Genomic DNA, 17,773 nt, shown 5'->3' with positions numbered 1-17,773 from the left:
CGGTCAATCGCTTGAAATTCTTTACTGCCATCGACCGTTATATCTTCAAGGCAACGCTGGTGCCGATGATTTCGGTATTTGTGATCGCCGCATCGCTGCTGGTGCTCGACAAGATGCTCCGGCTGTTTGATTTCGTCGCCGTGGAAGGCGGCCCCGTCGGCGTTGTATTCAAGATGCTGGCGAATCTCCTGCCCGAATATGCCAGTCTCGCCATTCCCCTAGGCCTGATGCTCGGTATCCTGCTGGCGTTCCGCAAACTGGCGGTCAGCAGCGAACTCGATGTGCTGCGCGCGGTGGGCATGAGCTATAACCGGCTGCTCAGGGTGCCTTATCTTCTCACGCTCGTGCTGGCGGTGGTGAACCTGCTGATTGTCGGGTACCTCCAGCCGCTGTCGCGCTACTACTATGAACAGATGCAGTTCCAGCTGCGTTCAGGGGCACTGGGCGCATCGATCAAGGTGGGCGAATTCACCACACTCAAGGATCGGATGGCGCTGCGTATCGAACGCAGTGAAGACAATGGCACACATCTGATCGGCGTCTTTGCGCGGATTGCCGACGACAAGGGCCAGGTGCTTTCGATTTCCGCCCGCGAAGGCCGGTTTCTGGCCACGGCCGACAGCCGCGACACGATCATCCTGCAACTCGTCGACGGCACGCTGATACAGGATACCGGCAAATCCTCGCCGCGCGTGCTCAGCTTCAGCACGCACGATCTGCCGATCGATCTGCCAAAGATCGAACAGTTCCGCGAACGCGGGCAGAAAGAACGGGAATATGTCCTGCCCGAACTGCTCCGCATCGGCTGGAACGATCAACTGCCCGAAGACAAACGCATACAAAGTCTCGCCAGCCTCAATTATCGGCTGGTCGAAGTGGTGATGATGCTGCTGCTGCCCCTGCTGGCGGTTGCGCTGGCCGTACCGCCCAAGCGATCGACATCGGCGTTGGGCGTGTTCGTATCGATCGTGCTGGTGGTCGCCTACCACAAGGTGAACCAGTACGGGGCCGATGTGGCCGCGCTTGGGCTCATCCATCCGTTCATTGCCCTGTGGGGGCCGTTCTTCCTGTTCGCGGCCCTGATCCTGTGGATGTATTATCGCGTCGCATTCGTGCCGGGCGGTCAGGCCATCGGGGCGCTGGAGGCAGTCTATGCCAAGATCGCCAGCTACCTGAAGCGTTTCTCGCGTCAGCATCGGGCAACACTGGCAGCCCGAAAGGCAGCGCATGCGGCTTGATTTCTTTCCCTCGCGATCCCTCACGGTTTATCTCGCGCGCCTGTTCATCACCCGCATTCTCGCGGTTCTGGTGATGCTGGTTCTGATCCTGCAAATGCTCGATCTGCTCAGCGAAAGCGGCAATATTCTGGGCTATCCCGGAAACGGCGAAGCGCAGCTCTGGACTTATGTCAGCCTGCGCATTCCGCAGTTGATTGCGCGGTTTCTGCCTTATTCCGTCCTGCTGGCGACCATCATTACACTCGCCACGCTCAACCAGAACAGCGAAGTGATTTCGATGAAGGCGGCGGGCATGTCCGCCCACCAGATTCTGGCGCCGCTGGTGCTGACCGCGCTGGTTATCTCGATTGCCAGCTTTGCCTTCAACGAACGGGTTGTCACCCGTGCCACGGCAACGCTCAACGTCTGGGAAAAACAGAAGTACGGGCCGATGCCCAAAACATCGGACGTACGGGCCAACGTCTATCTGCGTGATGGCGACAATATTCTCATGGCCGTCCAGCTATCCGGGCGCGATGCGGCCATGCGCATGGAAGATGTGACCTGGTATCGCCGTAATGCGGATGGGAACATTCTTCAGCAAGTGCGCGCACCGTCCGCCACATATGTTGGGCCGGGCTGGCGGCTGGATAACCCCCGGTCATTCGATGTCCAGTCGGCAGCGGAAAAGCCCATTGCCCCGCTGGTGGTTGCCCCGCAACTGACCCCGCAACGCGTCGCGTTGACCGGGGTCGATGCCGATGGCGAAAATGTTGTCCAACTGCGCCAGTCGATCGACCGGCTCGAAGCGTCGGGACGGAACACCGGAGAATTGCAGGCCGCATGGTGGCACAAATTTTCCGGTCCGCTTTCAGCAGTGCTGATGCCGCTGCTGGGCGCGGTGGCCGCATTTGGCCTTGCCCGTTCCGGCCAATTGTTCTTTCGCGCAGTCACCGGGATGGCCTTGGGTTTCGCGTATTTCGTGGTCGATAACGCCGCCATCGCCATGGGCAATTTCGGTGGTTACCCGCCACTACTGGCGGCATGGGCCCCGTTCCTGCTGTTCCTGTTCGTCGGTGAGACCGTGCTTATCCGCACCGAAGAGTAAGCTTTTCAACCTCTTTGCATGAGCATAGAATGCTTCATCACCTTCGCTCTACACAGAGGAGATTGTGAATGAAGACATCTGTCGGAATGGCGCTGATCATCCTTGGCGCTGGCATGCTGACCAGTTGCGGCAGCAGCGAACAGGCCAGTACATCGGCCAGCACATCGGAAGGCATGACCGTACCGAAAAGCGACGAGTGGACTGCAAAGCCGGAAGGCGGGGTGGATGTCACTTTACCGCAAACACCGGTCACCACGCAGCCGCCCACAACCACGGAAACCGCAACACCGGTAACCGGGCCAGGAACGGGGCCAACTGGCGCACCGACCGCCGGTCAGCCGGACAAGGCGCCCGCCGCGACCCCGTAAAGGTCAAAGGCAAACCCGCTCCAGCGATGCGCTTGGCGCGTCAGTCCTTGCGCATGGTGTTACGTGCAAGGCGGCCCAGCAGCATGAACAGGCCGGGATAACTGGCCTGTTCATACGTCGATTGCCCGCCGAGATGGGCATGCAGGCGACGGTGCGCCTCGCCCAGCGCATGGTACGGCATGCTCGGCAGCAGGTGATGCAGGGCGTGATAGCGCAGACCAACAGGTGCCCACACCGGTGCCAGAAACGCCGGGGGCGGTACGTTCACCGAATCCAGATACTGGGCGGTCACCGTCATCGCCTCCCCCTCGTTCTCCCATAGGTGGGCCACCAGCGTCCGCAACTGGTTGAGCACGGCGGCAAACGCCTGCACCGCCATGATGATCAGCAAGGGACGCCAGCCCAGGAAATAGGTACTGCCAAGCAGGGTGATCGCCCAGGCGCTGGCGCCCAATTCCTGCCAGAACACCATGCGGCGAAAGGCCCCTTCGGGCGGGCGGCGGCGGAACTGGGGATTGATCGACAGCGATGAGAAGCGTTCCCAGACAAACCGGCGCAAGGGTGGGAACAGAACACCCAGCGGCGTCAGGATCGCGAAACGGAACAGCAGGGCCGGTGGCAGGAGCACCGCGGTCAACAGAAAGACCGGCAAGGACCACGGCTTCATCAGTGCCAGCGAAAGGTATTCCGGATCGTCCGCCGTGCCATAACGGGTTCGCGCATGGTGCAGCGTATGCACCCCTTCATACATCAGTGACGGGATCAGCATCGGAATGCCGACCAGCAGGTTCCATGCAAAACGGAACCCCGGCAGCGCATTCTTGTGAATATGGGTCAGTTCATGGATGAACAGCAGCGCGCGATACAACGCGATGGCCGCCACCACGCCGGCTGCGATCGCCACCCCTATATGCTGTGTCAGGATCGCCAGCGCGAGACTGCCGTAACCGATCGCCGCGGAAACGAGCATGTCGGGCCAATAGATGCCGGGTCGGGCTTCGGCGAGATCCCGCGTCAAATCCACGGCGGAGCGCAGCATCGGCATGTCATCAGGAATATCCGCATGCCAGCCACGGGCGGCAGCATGCGGCGAACCGGGAACATCTATCGTTTCATGGGCTGTCATGGTCGTTCCGAAATGGCCCGATCCGGGCCGCTTTCCTCGCTTCTTGCCTGCCAATCGTGGCATCAACATGTCCGTGGGCGACTAGATGGGGATGACGCCCCGCTTGACAAGTCACCGCGAGCATACGCAGTGCAGGCATCCTCCTCAAGAAGGGCGCTATTGTGACGCAAGCCGAGCCAACCATTACCCCGGTAAAGAGCAAGCGCGATTTCAAGGCATTTATCGATTGTGCCTATCGGCTGAACGCGCATGATCCCAACTGGGTGCCCCCCTTGCGCGCGGAAGTGAAAGAAATACTCACGCTGGGTAAAAACCCCTTCCATGATCATGCCGACATGCAACTGTTCCTTGCGCGGCGCGGCGATGAGGTCGTCGGGCGCATTTCCGCGCATATCGATCATCTTGCACTGGATCAGCCGGTCGAACAGGGTATGGGGCCGGGCACCGGTTACTGGGGCATGTTCGAAGCCGTCGACGAAACGGTCGCACGCGCATTGATCGCCACGGCGGAAGACTGGCTGCGCGGCATGAAAATGACGCAGGTCCGCGCCCCGATCAGCCTTTCGATGTGGGAAGAACCGGGCCTTCTGGTGAAAGGTCACGACCATCCGCCCACGGTGATGATGGGCCACAATTCCCCGCTCTACCAGGGCTGGATCGAAGCCGCAGGCTATACCAAGGCCAAGAGCCTGCTGACCTATGAACTCGACATCACCAAGGAATTTCCGCCGCTGATCCAGCGCATTGTCGCCTCTGGCGAACGCAACAGCCGCATTCGGGTGCGGCAGGTGGAACTGAAAGAGTTCAAGCGCGAAGCCGGTATCGTGATCAATCTGGTCAACGATGCCTGGTCGAAGAACTGGGGCTTCGTGCCTTTCACCGAGCGCGAGGCAAAATACGCCGGCAAAAAAATGAAACCCCTGATCCGCGAAGATCTGAACATGATTGCGGAACTGGATGGCGAACCTGTCGCTTTCATGCTGACCTGGTCGAACATCAACGAGGTCATTGCCGGGTTCGAGGGCAAGCTGCTGCCATTCAAATGGATCAAGCTTCTCAAATGGCTGCGCAATCCGCACACCGACACCATGCGCGTCCCATTGATGGGTGTGCGCAGCGATCTCCAGAATTCGCGCATGGCCAGCCAGCTCGCTTTCATGATGATTGAATTCATTCGCCGTCAGGCGGTGGCCCACTATGGCGCGACACGGGGCGAAATCGGTTGGGTTCTGGAAGACAATCAGGGAATGGTCGCCATCGCCGACGCAATCCAGAGCAAGGTGAACCGCGAATACCGGATATACGGCAAACCGCTGTAATCCCGGGAAATACCGACCCGGCGTGATGCACATAAAAAGACCTCCGCCGGTGGGCGGAGGTCTTTCGGGATCATATCACCGACCGATTTGGACGGGAGGGGGGTCTCGGCGGTGATGTTAGAGAAATGCGCGGATCAGAATAAGGTTCCGACACCCGAGAAATTTTTTACGCAACCCGGACGATTATTTTTAAGGGCGCGAAAATCCTCGCATCTGTTTGAAACCACGCCTAGCATTCCCCTGTTGAACAGAGGCCCTGCCGCTTGGAAGTTTTCGGAACACCCGGTTCCGTTTCACGTTATCCTCGCGAAGCTTTTAACGCCTGAGCAGTTCAGGAAGGGGATTTATGTCTCTTAGCGATCAAGTCGCAAACGATTTACCATTTCTCCGCCGTTATGCCCGCGCATTGAGCGGCTCGCAAACAACGGGCGATGCGGTGGTCCGGGCCACGCTGGAAGCCATCCTCGCAGACAAGGCCCTCCAACAATCCCTGTCTGGCGGCCGCGTGCCGCTGTACCACGCATTCAACCGCGTCTGGTCGAGCGTTCAGCTCGACATCCCGCAAGAAGTCCTCGTCACGAGCGGACCGAGCGATCATGAACTCGCTGCGCAGGATCGCCTTCGCACGATAACACCGCTCAATCGGCAGGCCTTGCTGCTGACGACGCTGGAAGATTTTAGTGTTGCCGAAGCGGCGGAAATTCTCGGTTTGCCGCAAGATGAAGTGGACAAGCTGGTACGCGACGCGATCGATGAAATCGACCGTGAATCGACCACCAGCGTGCTTATCATTGAAGATGAACCCCTGATCTCGATGCAGCTCGAAGAACTCGTGTCTTCACTTGGCCATACGATCAGCGGCACAGCCGCAACCCGCACGCAGGCGCGGCAAGCCATCACCGATCAGATGCCGGGGCTGGTTCTGGCCGATATCCAGCTTGCCGACGGCAGTTCGGGGCTGGACGCGGTTGACGACATTCTCGCCATCGGAAGCGTGCCGGTGATATTCATCACGGCCTATCCCGAACGGCTGCTGACGGGCAACCGCCCCGAACCGACCTATCTGGTCACCAAACCTTTTCAGGAAGCGACAGTGCGCGCCGCGATCAGCCAGGCGCTGTTTTTCGGATCGAGCGAACCGCTACCCTGATACGGCCCCACTGCCGCAGCCCCGCGCCTATTCTCCCAGTGGGCGCGCGGCCCGACGGGCGCGCAATTCGAAATCGCTGGGCGCCCGCACCGGTACGGTCAGCGTACATTCCACACCATGCAACTCGAAACGCAGATCGACCGGGTTGCCCAGTTCATGCGCCACGATCTTTTCAATCAGTTCAGTGCCGAAACCGCGCGGGGTTTCCGCCTGAATAACCGGCGGCCCACCGGCTTCAACCCATTCGATGCGCGCCAATGTATCGGACAAGCGATACCACGACACCGCAACCTTGCCACCGGCAGTGCTCAACGCCCCATATTTCGCCGCATTGGTGGCCAGTTCATGAATGGCCAGCCCCAGCGACAGCGCGTCATTCGGGGCCAGTTCGACATCCGGACCGGACAGGTTCAGATGATGTTCGCCCGCCTTCGCATATGGGGCCAACTCCACCTCTATCACCGCACGGATCGGCGTAGCCCCCCATTCGGACTGGGTCAGCAGATCGTGTGTTGCCGATAGCGCGCGAATACGGCCATCCAGCCCCTCGGCAAAGCTGTCGAGATCCGTCGCCCTGCGCCGGGTCAGCGCGACAATCGACAGGACATTGGCCAGCGTGTTCTTCACCCGGTGATTGAGTTCGCGAGTCAACGAGGCACGGATGGAACTCTGCTGTTCCAGCCAAGACACCGCCTGCCGCGCCTCCACCGCCTGTTGTGTCAGCAACCGTGCCACCACCAGCAACAGACAGACGATCAGCAGCCCCGAAAGCAATGTCAGCAGGGATTGCGTGGAGAGCGCGTGGCGATCGGCGGCACGCACTTCGAGTATCCACCGGCGCCCGACGATCGAGAGCGCGCGCGTCACAATGGCGCCATCCGCGTTCGTTCCATGCATTTCGGCAAGCAGCCGTTCCGGCGCAATCGCGTGATCATACAACCGAAAATTAAAGTCGCCCGATGATTCGAAGCGCAGCGCGGAATCAAGGAAATCCTGGGCATTAAAGGGCGCGTAAATATATCCGCGCAGTTGCCGCGTCGGCGCCTCGCGCGTGAACACCGGCATGTAAATCAGGAAACCGGGGGCTGCCCGCTCCCCTTCCTGCATCAGGATAACCTTGCCGCTGGCGAACGGGCGTTCGTTTTCCTCGGCAGCGATCATTGCCGTGCGGCGCGCCGGTTCGGAAAACATGTCGAACCCGATCGCGCGCCGATTGCGCGATGAATCGGGATGCAGGAAAGTCACCGGTATCGCATAGGGCCGATCCGGAGGAAGCGTGGGATAAATCCGGACACCCCCCGGATACTCATGCGCCATCGTTTTCTCGAAACCGGCGATCTCATCGCGGGGCACGCGTTGCGCCCATCCGATCCCGTCGCCGCCCGGAAAATCGATACCCAGTCCCAGTTCTGCCACCAGCCGACGAAAGTTGCTTCCCGTGATATCCGCCTGGGTCGTCAACAGTGCGGCATCGGCACGCAGATAGGCGGCATTGGCATCTGCACGCCGCTCAAGCGCCGTCGTGATCGCCATGGCGGTCTGGTCAAGTTCCGCATGTCGGCTCTCTTCCTGAGAACGCTCGATCGCATAAACGCTGATTGCAAGAACAAGCGAGGCCAGCAGGAAAATGAGCAGCGGCATGGCACGGGGAAACCGCACCAGCCACGCCCTCAATCCCCTCTGTGCCGGAACCATGGTTTCCAACAATCGCCCCGTTCGTGTTTACAATTCATCCAAAAACAAGCGCATCGCATCGTGCCGGATGCGATCTCCTCTGACATCCAGCGCCAATCAATGGTGCTTGTCATCATATTTCGCTCACTTGATCTATCAAATGGAACAAGTAGGGTTGGGTTTCGTTCCTTGGGCATGACAGCATACAGTGCAGCCCATTGGGGTATTATATCAGGATCCGACCACAACCGCATGACCGAGAAAAGCAAGAAAAAGACTGCGGCCGGGCGATCCAGAAAAATTGGTCAGCCCCACCCACCGGTCAAACCTGATTGGGCGAAGGGCCTGCAACGGCTCTATGATTCCGTCGTGGAAGAACCGCTGCCCGACAGTTTCAAGGAACTTCTTTCAAAACTGGATGACGCCAACTGATGCGGGGCGAAACACCAGCCGCCGAAACCGATTTCAAGCGCGAACTGTCCGCCGTCATTCCCCACTTGCGTGCGTTTGCGCGTGGCCTTTGCGGTCGCCCCGACATGGCCGACGATCTGGTGCAGGAAACCATGCTGAAGGCATGGGCTGCACGCGAGCGTTTCCAGCCGGGCACCAGCATGCGCGCCTGGACGTTTGTGATCCTGCGCAATGCCTATCTGACCGAAATGCGGCGCAACCGGTTTCGCGGGGATTATGATGAAACGGTCGCCGAACGCCTGTTGACAGCTCCAGCCGGACAAGAACAGCCGCTGCATCTTGCCGACATGCATCGTGCACTGCTCCAACTGCCGCCGGAACGGCGCGAAGCACTGCTGCTGGTTGGTGCAGGCGGCTTCAGCTATGAAGAGGCTGCGGAAATCTGCGGTTGCGCGGTCGGTACGATCAAAAGCCGCGTGGGGCGCGCCCGTGCCGCATTGGCCGCCATGCTGGAGGAAGACGCCGTCCCCCGCCGGTCGAGCGACGATGAAATCGCCCACGATGCGATCCTTGATGAACTGGAAAGCATCGCCAAACACACGGACTGATGCGGCGGCCGGAACCGGTTGCCGCACCATCCGCAGAAACAAAGCGCCCCTCCGCGGGGCGCTTTGTCTGTCATCAGGCAGGATAGGTCCACGCCGCGCCGCGCGCCAGGTTTTCGGCTGCGAAATCCCAGTTGAGGTGCTTTTCGATCACCGCCTTGAGATAGTTCGGGCGGGCGTTCTGATGATCGAGATAATAGGCATGTTCCCATACGTCGATCACCAGCAGCGGATTGGCATCGCTATCGGCAAGCGTATCGGCATCATGCGTTTCCTCGAGCGAAAGCTTGCCGTTCTTTTCCGCCAACCACACCCAGCCGCTGGCGAAGTGTGCGGCACCGGCATCGGCCAGTTTCGCCTTGAATGCGTCAAGCGAACCGAAGCTTTCGTCGATCTTCGCTGCCAGATCGCCTGAAGGCGCGGTCTTTTCGCCAGTCAGGGAATACCAGTAGAATCCATGGTTCCAGGTCTGCGCCGCATTGTTGAACAGGCCCTGATTGGCGCCCCGTGCCGCCACGATCACGGCCTCCAGGGATTTATCGGCCAGATCGGTCCCTTCGATCGCCGCATTGGTCTTGTCGACATAGGCCTTGTGATGTTTGCCATGGTGGAACGACAACGTTTCAGCCGAAATTGCGGGAGCCAGCGCCTCGCTGTCAAAAGGGAGGGCTATCAGTTCAAAGGACATGAATTCTCCATTCGTTCAAATGATCTCCTCTCCCCAACGATCCGTCCTGTTTAAGGTTACATGATCTTTTTCGATTACGGTTTATCGACGTAACCGGGCAGGCGTGACATTACCTGCCAATCGCGCCATGTGCGCATACACCCCCGCTTGCAAGAGGACGGATCGACGCATGGCTCGCAAATATTTTGGTACCGACGGCATCCGTGGCCGGGCCAACGATGGCGTGATGACTGCTGAAATCGCCCTGAAAGTGGGACAGGCTGCGGGGCACCACTTCATGCGCGGGGCGCATCGCCATCGCGTGGTGATTGGCAAGGACACGCGTCTTTCCGGCTATATGATGGAAAACGCCTTGGTCGCCGGGTTCACCAGCGTCGGCATGGATGTGATCATGACTGGCCCCCTGCCGACCCCCGCCGTGGCCCTGCTCACGCGGGAAATGCGCGCGGATATCGGCGTGATGATCTCCGCCAGCCACAATCCGTTCGAAGACAACGGCATCAAGCTGTTCGGGCCCGACGGTTTCAAGCTGTCGGACGCGGATGAACTGGCGATCGAACGGGCCCTTATGGAAGTGCAACCGCTGGCCCAGGCCGAAGCGATCGGCCGTGCCCGCCGGATCGAGGATGCCCGGGGGCGCTACATTCACGCGATCAAGCAATCGCTCCCCGACAATATCCGGCTCGACGGGCTGAAAGTCGTGGTCGATTGCGCCAATGGGGCTGCCTACACCGTGGCGCCCGCAGCGATCTGGGAACTGGGCGCAGATGTGATTTCCATCGGCGTCGAACCGAATGGCACCAATATCAACGCAGGCGTTGGCTCCACCGCACTCGACGCGGTCAAGGCCCGCGTGGTGGCGGAAGGCGCGGATATCGGCATCGCTCTGGACGGGGACGCCGATCGCCTGATCGTGGTCGATGAAAAAGGCCAGACTGTGGACGGCGACCAGATCATGGCGCTGATCGGGCGCAATTATGCCTCCAAGGGCATGTTGAAAGGCGGCGGGGTTGTCGCCACGGTCATGTCCAATCTCGGGCTGGAACGGTTTCTCGACAGCGAAGGCCTCTCGCTTGTCCGCACCAAAGTGGGTGACCGCTACGTCCTCGAAGCGATGCGCGCGGGGGGCTACAATGTCGGTGGCGAACAATCGGGCCACATGATCCTGCTCGATCACGCCACAACGGGGGACGGTTCGATTGCCGCGCTCACCGTGCTGGGCGCGCTGGTGCAATCGGGCAAAAGGGCCAGCGAACTGCTGCACCTGTTCGACCCCGTGCCGCAATTGCTGCGCAATGTGCGCTACGCGGGCGGCGCGCCGCTTGAAAATCTGGCGGTGAAGCAGGCGATTGCCGACGCCGAAGCCGCCCTGTCGGGCAAGGGCCGTCTTGTCATCCGCCCCTCGGGCACGGAACCGGTCATCCGCGTCATGGCCGAAGGGGACAATGCCGCGCAGGTGGAACAGGTGGTCAACGATATTTGCACGGCTGTTGCAGAGGCGGCGTGACCCTGTCGATGCTGCCCCCCCGCATCCTGACTATCGCCGGATCGGACAGTTCCGGCGGTGCCGGCATTCAGGCCGATATCAAGACCATCACCATGCTGGGCGGCTATGCCATGACGGCGATCACGGCCATTACCGCGCAGAACACCAATGGCGTCCACGCGGTCGAGGCACTCAGCCCAACCATCGTGGCCCAACAGATCGATACCTGTATCAACGACATCGGCGTCGATGCCGTGAAAATCGGGATGCTGGGATCGCCGGATATTGCCGCCATCGTGGCGGATCGGCTTGCACAGCTTACCGTGCCGATCGTGTTTGATCCGGTCATGGTGGCAACCAGCGGATCGGTGCTGGCAGACCGGGCGACAATTGCCGCCTTCGAACGGCTGATGACATTGGCCACCCTGACGACACCCAACGTTCCTGAACTTGCCGCGCTGGGCGGCGCGGAGGCCATGGCCGCGCGGGCGATTACCTACATCGCCAAAGGGGGGGATGCCGAAGGCCCGATGGTCGAAGACCGGCTGGTGCAACCCGGAGAAAGCGATGTGGTGTGGCATGCGGATCGCATCGTCACGCGCCATACCCATGGCACCGGTTGCACATTTGCCAGCGCCATCGCCACTTTGCTGGGTCGTGGTATTGCGCTGGTCCCGGCCATTACGGAAGCGCGGGATTTCGTCCGCCAGGCCCTGCTCCATGCCCCCGGCTATGGCGAGGGGCATGGGCCATTGGGCCATCAATCCGTCAGATTGCATTCCAGATCGTAGAACCCGGTTATATGCCCCCAGGCCTCTTCGGCGGTTTCACACCAGCGGAACAGGTTCAGGTCTTCGCGATTGATCACGCCTTCATCGGCCAGCGCGCCGAAATTGATAATCCGGTCCCAATATTCCTTGCCGAACAGCAGGATCGGGATCGGCTTCATCTTGCCGGTCTGGATCAGCGTCAGCAGTTCCATCATCTCGTCCAGCGTGCCGTACCCGCCCGGGAACACAGCCACCGCCCGCGCGCGGATGAGAAAGTGCATTTTCCGCAGGGCGAAGTAGTGGAAATTGAAGGACAGATAGGGCGAGATATAGCGGTTGGGCGCCTGTTCGTGCGGCAACACGATGTTCAACCCGATCGATTCCGAACCGGCTTCGGCCGCACCGCGATTGGCGGCTTCCATGATCGACGGGCCACCGCCCGAACACACCACAAATTGCCGTTTGCCCTGCTGTACCGGGGCACATTCGCTGGCAATCTTGGCCAGTTTGCGGGCTTCCTCGTAATAGCGTGACTTGGCCGCCAACCGTTCGGCGACCGCACGCTCTTCATCGGTTTCCGCAGCCGCCACCAGCGCATCCGCCTGATCCGGTGCCGGAATCCGTGCAGAGCCGTAGAAGACCAGCGTCGATCCGACACCCGCTTCTTCCAGCAGCATTTCCGGTTTCAGCAGTTCCAGTTGAAACCGGATCGGTCGCAGTTCCTCACGCAGCAGGAAATCGGTGTCCTGAAACGCCAGACGATAGGCCGGATGCTGATTCTGGGGCGTCTGCCGTAAGGCGGCTTCCGAAAACGCCGCTTCCTGCTTGGCCTTGTAGAACTTCCGGTTCGTCAGTTCCCGGTCGTCTTTGCGCTCGGTCATCTCTGTCCCTTGTACGGCATGATTGCTTTAATCATGCCGTAAGGAGCCTGCGAGGCACCGGCAAGCCCGGTCTGCCCCTCAACGAACGACGAATACCAAAAATGCGATAAATGCCGCACCAAACAAAAGATTGAACAGTGTCAGCCCCTTGATGGGTTTGGGACCATCCTTGCCGGCAAACCGGCGGGCAACGATGCTGGGCGTCCACAACAGCCAGAGATCAACCACCAGCACCAGCAGGAACCCGGTCACTCCGGCCCACATGCCCCATTTCCCGGCGAATTCGGCCTGGGTTGCCGGGGGCCAGGGCGAGATGTCGCCCGTCATCATCAGGCCGATCGTCCCGGCCATCGCCAGTATCAACGGCACCAGCCAGGTCGGGCTGGTCAGGAAACCAGCCAGCCCACCCGGTTTCATCCCCACTGTGGCAGGAATCGACAGACGCAGGGTCGCAAGCAGCGCGAGAGCGGCAAGACCCGCACCGACCGTCCAGATATCAGGCTGCGGCATCATTCGGCAGGCTCCACCGCGAGTTCATGCCCCGCCGCAACCGGGCGCGGCAAGGCGAATGTCTGGCCCGGACGGCCAAACAGCACGCCGAATTTCTGACCAATCGTCGGCGCGGCGCGGAAATCGCGGAACAGCGGCACGAATTCGTGCATCATGACCTTGATCGGATTGTTCGATTCGAGCGGATGGGTAATCCCGAACACAGCGGGCACATCGTCTTCCATACGCTGATACGTGCCGAAGACATGGTCCCAGATCATCGTCAACCCGCCATAATTCTTGTCGATGTAGAGCGGGTTCGACGCATGGTGCACACCGTGATTGTTGGGTGTGACAAACAGCCATTCGAACCACGGCGCCAGACGGCCAATACGCGTCGTGTGGCAGAAGGTTTGAAACGCGGGGGCCGTGATCGTCATCAGGACAAGCACGAGCGGGTTGAAGCCCAGCATGACAATCGGCGCCCAGATGATCAGGCGGTAAATCGCCTGAAACGGCACGTGACGCAGATTGACTGTGAAATCGAAGGTCTGCGCGGAATGATGAATGGAATGATCGGCCCAGAACAGCCGCACTTCATGACCGACGCGGTGATACCAGTAATAGGCAAATTCCGCGACGAGGAAATAGATTGGCAGCGTCCACCAATCCACAGGGATGCGCAGCGGCGACAGGTTGTAGAAGAAGGTCAGCCCGGCAATCAGCGCGGCATTGATAAAAATGCCTTCAAGCAGCGGCCCCAGCGCGAACAGCGGAATGCTGCTCAGTCCTTCGGCGCTCCACAGCGACTTTCCTTCCTGCCGCCGCATCAGCATTTCCGCGCAGAGCACAAACAGCAGCATCACAGCGCCGCCGTAACCGTAAATCTCAATCCATCGTGTCAGTTGATCAATGAACGCCTGATCCATCATCATCCCCTAAACGGCAGCTTCGCAATGCGATCTGCTTCAATTCTTCTGCATGACCCGCAGGGCGTCACACATCCTGTCGAGCTGGTAGGTAAAAAACCGGTCCGCATGATCCGCCGATCCGGTGAAAGAAAGCATTTCCGCAATCTGTTCGCGGGTCGAGGTATCGAGACTGTAAAGCTCGTGCGCGGTGAGATCCTGCGGCATCACACGATTGCGCAGTTCCACATTGATAGCGCCCATGGCGACATGCCAGACCCACAGCGTGGCACGCGCACGCGCCGCCCCGGTGAACCCCATCCGGCCAAGCGCGCCCGACACGGTCATACCGCGTTCCAGCCAGGCTACGGACGTGTGGCCCCCTTCCCAGACCAGCAGGTTGATCAATTGCGGGTTGAGCAGGACATAAGCCCGCATCGCATTGGCCCATTGCACGATCACATCGAACGGATCGGCATCCGGTGCAATGTCCAGCGTGAATTCGGCCAGCAGGCGATCACTCAATGCCTGAAGGAGATCATCCTTGCTGCTGAAATAGGTGTAGATTGCCATGGGCGAAATCTTCAGCGCCCGGGCGATCCCGTTCAGAGAGGGCAGTTCTTCCGGCGATTTGCCGGAAAGTTCCGCAGCGGCATCAAGAATCATCTCGCGCGAAATACGTGCAGGACGGCCACGGGCTTTCCCCGGCTTGCCGTCCTGAACCTTCGCGATACCATTTTCCATATGGCATACATAAATTTATGCGCGAATAGTGTCAACCGCCCGCCTGCACCTGTCGGGAACAGCCCCGACAATTGCCGGGGCTGTCATAGCCCTCGCCTATCCCACGGAATGTTTTAGGGTTATATGTCTACCAGCCTTTCACTCAAGGAACCGCGATGACACTTGCCCGGATAACGATCGCGCTGACCCTGCTGTTCACAGCATCCACATCCACAGCCACCGCAGCCGGAAACAAATCCCAGGGTGTATGGAAAAATCCGAGCGGCAGCGTTCACGTGCGGGCTGAGCCATGCGGCAAATTCATGTGCGGCGTGGTCGTTTGGGCCAATGACAAGGCCATAGCCGACGCAAAAAAAGGCAGTAACAAGCCGCTTGTCGGGTCATCGCTATTCCGCGATTTCAAAGTCGTGAAAGACGGGGTCTGGCGCGGGCGGGTTTTCGTCCCCGACATCGGCAAGACCTTTTCAGGAACGATCACCGTTCTCGATGAAAACCGCCTCGAAGGGAAAGGGTGCCTGCTCGGCGGGATCGGATGCCGATCCCAGATCTGGACCCGCATCAGCGCCTGATATTGCGACAACGGCCCGCAAGCCACGCCGGAAACCATGCGCACCGGCCGAGAGAATATCGGGAAATATGGATGCCCCGCGAGGATTCGAACCTCGATTGACGGAGTCAGAGTCCGTAGTCTTACCTTTAGACGACGGGGCAATTCCGGGGGCGCCTCTAGGCCGGGTCAGGGCTGCGGTCAAGGGGTGCCGAAGCCTCTTTGCATGCACCCGTTTCGCCGGGCAGGCGCAACCCGCAACGCCCCCTTGCCGGATTCCCTCGCGACCTGTAGCATAACGGGCAAGTACCTGCGGTTTTTGCGGGCATAAGCATAAGAAAGTTTACCAGTTATGGCGGATTATTCTCCGCCGGAGCAGCACCGGGAGGTGACGGCAAAAAAGGGCAGCGGCGGCGCGCGAGGCAAAAAGCGACCGCCAAAATCTGCCAAAGCCCGTTCGGAATCCCGGCCGCCCGGCAAAGCCCCGGCGCCGCAACGGCATCCACCGACAGGGTGGGAAACAGCCACAGTAGCCAGCTCACCACAACGTCAGGCCTATGCCGCCCTCGACCTCGGAACCAACAACTGCCGCCTGCTGATCGCCCGGGCCGCAGGTCAGAACTTCACTGTCATCGATGCATTTAGCCGGGTCGTCAGGCTGGGCGAAGGTCTGGCCCAGACTGGCCGCCTCAGCGATGCGGCCATGGATCGTACGCTAAATGCCCTGCGCATCTGCGCGGAAAAGCTCAAACGCCGCAACGTGCGCCTGGCCTGGTCTGTCGCCACGGAAGCATGCCGTCGGGCGGAAAACGGCGTGGATTTCATCGAACGCGTCCGCCAGGAAACCGGCATCGCGCTCGATATCATTTCCGCGCAGGATGAAGCCCGACTGGCGGTTCTGGGATGCCATATCCTGCTGGAGGAAGGCACCGGCCCCGCCATGATCTTTGACATCGGCGGCGGATCGACCGAGTTGGTCATGATTGAGCCGGGCGAAGGTATTCCGCGTATCCTCGATTGGCAAAGCGTGCCCTGGGGGGTCGTGTCGCTTACCGAAACCTGCAGCGTCGAAGGGGAGACCGCCGAAGCCCGGATCGCCCGCTATGCGGAAATGCGGCGGCTTGTTTCGGAAAGCTTCACGGAATTCGCGCAGCGCGTTCGCGGCGCACATGCGCCCGACCTGCGCCTGCTCGGCACCAGCGGCACGGTGACGACGCTCGCCAGCCTGCACCTCGACCTGCCCCAGTATGATCGCCGGGCGGTGGACGGGCTCATTGTCCCTGCCGATTCCATGCGCGCTATCAGCCAGCGTCTGGCACTTATGTCGCAGGGCGAACGACGCGAACTGCCGTGCATCGGCAGGGAGAGATCCGATCTCGTCATTGCCGGTTGCGCTATTCTCGAATCAATTCTGGACATCTGGCCTGCATCACGCTTGGGCGTTGCGGACCGGGGCATTCGGGAAGGCATTCTGCGCAGCCTGATCGCATCCGATCGAAGAATGGAACGCAGCCGGACGACCGCGCGCAAATCACGTCAAGGGAATCGCAAATGAGCCGCGCCGGAAAAGACCCGGACAAGAAACTGAAAACAGCCAAGAAGCGGACCCAGTCTTCCGCACGCTGGCTGACGCGGCAACTCAACGACCCCTATGTACGGCAAGCCAAGGCGGACGGGTATCGCAGCCGCGCGGCCTATAAGCTGCTGGAACTGGATGATCGCTTCGCCCTGTTGAAATCCGCGAAACGCGTGGTCGACCTGGGGATTGCCCCCGGGGGCTGGAGCCAGGTGGTGCGCAAACGCGCCCCGCGGGCGGGAGTGGTCGGGATCGACCTGCTCCCCACCGAACCGATCGAAGGTGTCACCATCTTCGAGATGGACTTTATGGCGGATGAAGCGCCCGCGGCGCTGGAATCCGCGCTGGATGGTCCGCCGGATCTGGTCATGTCGGACATGGCCGCGAACACCGTCGGGCACAAACAGACCGATCACTTGCGCACGATGGGCCTGGTCGAAACCGCTGCGGATTTTGCGATTCAAACGCTCGCCCCCGGCGGCGCATTTCTGGCCAAAGTTCTGGCAGGCGGAACGGATACCGATCTGCTGGCCCTGCTCAAACGCCATTTCACTACAGTCAAGCATGCCAAACCCCCGGCAAGCCGCAAGGATTCGTCAGAATGGTATGTGATTGCCCAGGGGTTCAAGGGCCGCCCCTGACCGGCATCTGCGACCAGGATTGCGATACAAAAAAGAAAACCCCCGCTTCGATCCGTTCGAAGCGG

The 17,773-nt window shown here is 60.2% G+C and carries 19 protein-coding genes and 1 tRNA gene; 12 read left to right on the top strand and 8 right to left on the bottom strand.

Features of this window, described 5'->3' with window-relative positions:
- Positions 1-11: 11 nt before the first annotated feature.
- The 3 genes from lptF to EGO55_RS12080 all read left to right on the top strand — a co-directional run bounded on the left by lptF (position 12) and on the right by EGO55_RS12080 (position 2,693).
- Positions 12-1,238 (top strand): LPS export ABC transporter permease LptF, encoded by a 1,227-nt coding sequence (gene lptF / locus EGO55_RS12090; RefSeq protein ID WP_021690158.1) that lies wholly within the window; start codon positions 12-14, stop codon positions 1,236-1,238.
- The gene (lptG, locus tag EGO55_RS12085) at positions 1,228-2,325 is read left to right on the top strand and encodes an LPS export ABC transporter permease LptG (protein WP_021690157.1); all 1,098 of its coding nucleotides are present in this window, start codon (positions 1,228-1,230) and stop codon (positions 2,323-2,325) included. Before lptF ends, lptG begins: the two co-directional genes overlap by 11 nt.
- Before the next feature lie 68 nt (positions 2,326-2,393).
- Complete coding sequence (locus EGO55_RS12080) at positions 2,394-2,693, top strand: hypothetical protein (RefSeq protein WP_021690156.1); 300 nt, start codon at positions 2,394-2,396, stop codon at positions 2,691-2,693.
- A 40-nt stretch (positions 2,694-2,733) separates the two neighbouring features.
- Here EGO55_RS12080 and EGO55_RS12075 read toward each other — a convergent pair whose 3' ends face one another.
- Positions 2,734-3,819: a fatty acid desaturase family protein gene (locus tag EGO55_RS12075; protein WP_040715633.1), complete on the bottom strand. Its 1,086-nt coding sequence runs from the start codon at positions 3,817-3,819 to the stop codon at positions 2,734-2,736.
- 161 nt (positions 3,820-3,980) lie between these two features.
- Here EGO55_RS12075 and EGO55_RS12070 point away from each other — a divergent pair, with 161 nt between their 5' ends.
- Together EGO55_RS12070 and EGO55_RS12065 are read left to right on the top strand one after the other, a co-directional pair.
- A complete protein-coding gene (locus EGO55_RS12070; RefSeq protein ID WP_021690154.1) occupies positions 3,981-5,138 on the top strand; it encodes a hypothetical protein in 1,158 nt (385 codons plus the stop codon).
- 346 nt (positions 5,139-5,484) lie between these two features.
- On the top strand, positions 5,485-6,288 hold the full coding sequence (locus EGO55_RS12065; protein WP_021690153.1) for a response regulator: 804 nt from the start codon (positions 5,485-5,487) through the stop codon (positions 6,286-6,288).
- A 27-nt stretch (positions 6,289-6,315) separates the two neighbouring features.
- Here the strand turns inward: EGO55_RS12065 and EGO55_RS12060 are convergent, their stop codons facing one another.
- Complete coding sequence (locus EGO55_RS12060) at positions 6,316-7,947, bottom strand: CHASE domain-containing protein (protein ID WP_210766523.1); 1,632 nt, start codon at positions 7,945-7,947, stop codon at positions 6,316-6,318.
- Between the two features lie 267 nt (positions 7,948-8,214).
- Here EGO55_RS12060 and EGO55_RS12055 point away from each other — a divergent pair, with 267 nt between their 5' ends.
- The gene (locus EGO55_RS12055) at positions 8,215-8,394 is read left to right on the top strand and encodes a NepR family anti-sigma factor (protein ID WP_124916780.1); all 180 of its coding nucleotides are present in this window, start codon (positions 8,215-8,217) and stop codon (positions 8,392-8,394) included.
- Positions 8,394-8,981 carry a sigma-70 family RNA polymerase sigma factor gene (locus tag EGO55_RS12050; protein WP_021690151.1) on the top strand — a complete coding sequence of 196 codons (588 nt, stop codon included), beginning with the start codon at positions 8,394-8,396 and terminating at the stop codon, positions 8,979-8,981. The genes EGO55_RS12055 and EGO55_RS12050 overlap by 1 nt, the downstream gene beginning before the upstream one ends.
- Before the next feature lie 73 nt (positions 8,982-9,054).
- On the opposite strand, the gene EGO55_RS12045 is transcribed toward EGO55_RS12050, so the two are convergent.
- Positions 9,055-9,666, bottom strand: a complete 612-nt coding sequence (locus EGO55_RS12045; RefSeq protein WP_021690150.1) for a superoxide dismutase — start codon at positions 9,664-9,666, stop codon at positions 9,055-9,057.
- 169 nt (positions 9,667-9,835) lie between these two features.
- Between EGO55_RS12045 and glmM the strand changes: the two genes are divergently transcribed.
- Entirely contained in the window at positions 9,836-11,173 is a 1,338-nt protein-coding gene (gene glmM, locus EGO55_RS12040) for a phosphoglucosamine mutase (protein WP_021690149.1), read from the top strand.
- Positions 11,174-11,181: 8 nt separating this feature from the next.
- On the top strand, positions 11,182-11,943 hold the full coding sequence (thiD, locus tag EGO55_RS12035; protein WP_021690148.1) for a bifunctional hydroxymethylpyrimidine kinase/phosphomethylpyrimidine kinase: 762 nt from the start codon (positions 11,182-11,184) through the stop codon (positions 11,941-11,943).
- Here thiD and EGO55_RS12030 read toward each other — a convergent pair.
- The 4 genes from EGO55_RS12030 to EGO55_RS12015 form a co-directional block, all read right to left on the bottom strand.
- Positions 11,913-12,803, bottom strand: coding sequence for an LOG family protein (locus tag EGO55_RS12030; protein ID WP_021690147.1), 891 nt, complete (start codon positions 12,801-12,803; stop codon positions 11,913-11,915). The genes thiD and EGO55_RS12030 overlap by 31 nt on opposite strands.
- Before the next feature lie 78 nt (positions 12,804-12,881).
- Positions 12,882-13,316: a hypothetical protein gene (locus EGO55_RS12025; RefSeq protein WP_021690146.1), complete on the bottom strand. Its 435-nt coding sequence runs from the start codon at positions 13,314-13,316 to the stop codon at positions 12,882-12,884.
- Positions 13,313-14,221 carry a sterol desaturase family protein gene (locus EGO55_RS12020; RefSeq protein ID WP_021690145.1) on the bottom strand — a complete coding sequence of 303 codons (909 nt, stop codon included), beginning with the start codon at positions 14,219-14,221 and terminating at the stop codon, positions 13,313-13,315. The genes EGO55_RS12025 and EGO55_RS12020 overlap by 4 nt, the downstream gene beginning before the upstream one ends.
- 39 nt (positions 14,222-14,260) lie before the next feature.
- Positions 14,261-14,944, bottom strand: coding sequence for a TetR/AcrR family transcriptional regulator (locus EGO55_RS12015; RefSeq protein WP_021690144.1), 684 nt, complete (start codon positions 14,942-14,944; stop codon positions 14,261-14,263).
- Positions 14,945-15,099: 155 nt separating this feature from the next.
- Here EGO55_RS12015 and EGO55_RS12010 point away from each other — a divergent pair, with 155 nt between their 5' ends.
- A complete protein-coding gene (locus EGO55_RS12010) occupies positions 15,100-15,513 on the top strand; it encodes a DUF2147 domain-containing protein (protein ID WP_021690143.1) in 414 nt (137 codons plus the stop codon).
- Positions 15,514-15,581: 68 nt separating this feature from the next.
- Here EGO55_RS12010 and EGO55_RS12005 read toward each other — a convergent pair.
- Positions 15,582-15,655: transfer RNA gene (locus EGO55_RS12005), tRNA-Gln, on the bottom strand.
- 188 nt (positions 15,656-15,843) lie between these two features.
- On the opposite strand from EGO55_RS12005, the gene EGO55_RS12000 reads away from it, so the two are divergent.
- Entirely contained in the window at positions 15,844-17,046 is a 1,203-nt protein-coding gene (locus tag EGO55_RS12000; RefSeq protein WP_021690142.1) for a Ppx/GppA phosphatase family protein, read from the top strand.
- Positions 17,043-17,708: an RlmE family RNA methyltransferase gene (locus EGO55_RS11995; RefSeq protein WP_021690141.1), complete on the top strand. Its 666-nt coding sequence runs from the start codon at positions 17,043-17,045 to the stop codon at positions 17,706-17,708. Before EGO55_RS12000 ends, EGO55_RS11995 begins: the two co-directional genes overlap by 4 nt.
- The last annotated feature ends 65 nt before the right edge of the window (positions 17,709-17,773 follow it).

This window comes from Caenibius tardaugens NBRC 16725, from assembly GCF_003860345.1.
Classification (GTDB): domain Bacteria; phylum Pseudomonadota; class Alphaproteobacteria; order Sphingomonadales; family Sphingomonadaceae; genus Caenibius; species Caenibius tardaugens.
This window is presented reverse-complemented; position numbering and strand designations above follow the sequence as displayed.

Excerpts from the sequence above, each read along its gene's own strand:
- lptG (WP_021690157.1), top strand. The coding sequence starts at position 1,228 with ATGCGGCTTGATTTCTTTCCCTCGCGATCCCTCACGGTTTATCTCGCG.
- EGO55_RS12080 (WP_021690156.1), top strand. The coding sequence starts at position 2,394 with ATGAAGACATCTGTCGGAATGGCGCTGATCATCCTTGGCGCTGGCATG.
- EGO55_RS12075 (WP_040715633.1), bottom strand. The coding sequence starts at position 3,819 with ATGACAGCCCATGAAACGATAGATGTTCCCGGTTCGCCGCATGCTGCC.
- EGO55_RS12065 (WP_021690153.1), top strand. The coding sequence starts at position 5,485 with ATGTCTCTTAGCGATCAAGTCGCAAACGATTTACCATTTCTCCGCCGT.
- EGO55_RS12055 (WP_124916780.1), top strand. The coding sequence starts at position 8,215 with ATGACCGAGAAAAGCAAGAAAAAGACTGCGGCCGGGCGATCCAGAAAA.
- EGO55_RS12050 (WP_021690151.1), top strand. The coding sequence starts at position 8,394 with ATGCGGGGCGAAACACCAGCCGCCGAAACCGATTTCAAGCGCGAACTG.
- EGO55_RS12045 (WP_021690150.1), bottom strand. The coding sequence starts at position 9,666 with ATGTCCTTTGAACTGATAGCCCTCCCTTTTGACAGCGAGGCGCTGGCT.
- glmM (WP_021690149.1), top strand. The coding sequence starts at position 9,836 with ATGGCTCGCAAATATTTTGGTACCGACGGCATCCGTGGCCGGGCCAAC.
- thiD (WP_021690148.1), top strand. The coding sequence starts at position 11,182 with ATGCTGCCCCCCCGCATCCTGACTATCGCCGGATCGGACAGTTCCGGC.
- EGO55_RS12030 (WP_021690147.1), bottom strand. The coding sequence starts at position 12,803 with ATGACCGAGCGCAAAGACGACCGGGAACTGACGAACCGGAAGTTCTAC.
- EGO55_RS12025 (WP_021690146.1), bottom strand. The coding sequence starts at position 13,316 with ATGATGCCGCAGCCTGATATCTGGACGGTCGGTGCGGGTCTTGCCGCT.
- EGO55_RS12020 (WP_021690145.1), bottom strand. The coding sequence starts at position 14,221 with ATGGATCAGGCGTTCATTGATCAACTGACACGATGGATTGAGATTTAC.
- EGO55_RS12015 (WP_021690144.1), bottom strand. The coding sequence starts at position 14,944 with ATGGAAAATGGTATCGCGAAGGTTCAGGACGGCAAGCCGGGGAAAGCC.
- EGO55_RS12010 (WP_021690143.1), top strand. The coding sequence starts at position 15,100 with ATGACACTTGCCCGGATAACGATCGCGCTGACCCTGCTGTTCACAGCA.
- EGO55_RS12000 (WP_021690142.1), top strand. The coding sequence starts at position 15,844 with ATGGCGGATTATTCTCCGCCGGAGCAGCACCGGGAGGTGACGGCAAAA.
- EGO55_RS11995 (WP_021690141.1), top strand. The coding sequence starts at position 17,043 with ATGAGCCGCGCCGGAAAAGACCCGGACAAGAAACTGAAAACAGCCAAG.